This is a genomic window from Kitasatospora sp. NPDC015121 (genome assembly GCF_055562955.1).
This window is the reverse complement of record NZ_JBVHEH010000106.1, coordinates 1-1,380: the sequence shown is the minus strand read 5'-3', so window position 1 is coordinate 1,380 and position 1,380 is coordinate 1. Positions and strand designations below refer to the sequence as shown.

1 protein-coding gene is annotated in these 1,380 nt (G+C 58.3%); it reads right to left on the bottom strand.

Translation table 11 applies throughout. The features are described 5' to 3' along the window. Positions 1–40 precede the first annotated feature (40 nt). On the bottom strand, positions 41–1,306 hold the full coding sequence (locus ACZ3J7_RS41045; RefSeq protein ID WP_003943361.1) for an IS256 family transposase: 1,266 nt from the start codon (positions 1,304–1,306) through the stop codon (positions 41–43). Positions 1,307–1,380 lie beyond the last annotated feature (74 nt).

Genomic DNA, 1,380 nt, shown 5'->3' with positions numbered 1-1,380 from the left:
GGGAGTGTCCGATTAACGGTGGATCCGACCTTGATGTCGGTTAGTTACCGTTCAGGGTGATGCGTCCTTCGAAGGTGATCGCAAACGCATTGAGCGCGGGCTTCCACCTCATTGCCCATCGTGCCTTACCTTTCCCTGTCGGGTCCAGAGCACGCGTGGCCAAGTACAAGCATTTGAGCGCCGCCTGCTCAGTCGGGAAGTGCCCACGCGCCCGTACTGCGCGCCTGTAGCGAGCGTTGACAGACTCGATCGCGTTCGTCGAGCAGATGACGCGCCTGATCTCGACGTCGTAGTCCAGGAACGGAACGAACTCACTCCACGCGTTGTCCCACATCTTGATAATCGCTGGATACTGCTGCCCCCATTTCTGCGTGAACTCAGCGAATCGTTCCCTGGCCGCAAACTCCGACGGAGCGGTGTAGACAGGTTTGAGATCACGCGCCATCGCATCCCAATATTTACGAGAGGCAAAGCGAAAAGTGTTGCGTATCAGATGAATAATGCACGTCTGCACCACAGCGAGTTCCCAGACGGTGTTGATCGCTTCAGGCAATCCTTTGAGTCCGTCGCACACAACGATGCAGACGTCCGCCACACCACGGTTCTTGATCTCGGTCAGGACCGAGAGCCAGAACTTTGCGCCCTCTCCGCCCTCGCCGGCCCAGATCCCGAGGATGTCGCGTTCGCCATTGACGGTGACGCCGATCGCGACATACATCGGCCGGTTGGTGACCTGCCCATCGCGAACCTTCACGTGCACCGCATCGATGAACATCACCGGATACACCCGATCAAGTGGCCGGTTCTGCCACTCCGTCATTTCCCCGACGACCTTGTCGGTGATCCGCGAGATCGTGTCCTTCGACACCGACGCTCCGTAAATATCTTGAAAGTGCGCGGATATCTCGCCGGTCGTCAAACCCTTTGCCGTCAATGACAATACGATCTCATCGATACCCGTCAAGCGTCGCTGACGCTTCTTAACAATCTGCGGGTCGAACGAAGAATCGACGTCGCGTGGCACTTCGATCTCCACCGGCCCGATCTCAGTGAGCACCGTCTTCGAACGGGTACCGTTCCTCGAGTTGCCGCTGCCGCGGCCGGCGGCATCGTGCTTCTCGTAGCCCAGGTGCTCGGTCATCTCCGCGTCTAACGCGGTCTCTAGGACGTTTTTGGTGAGTTGATTGAGGAGTCCGTTCGGGCCCATCAACTCCACGCCCTGCTCCTTGGCCTGAGCCAGGAGCTGCTCGGCCAACTGCTTCTGATCCACCTCAGTCTCTGCCATGGGATCAAGTGTTTCGGTCATCGTCGATCCTTCCCGCCAAGCTCAGCTCGGCGTGTTGAATCAAGGACCGGATCCACCGTTATTCAGACAGTCCC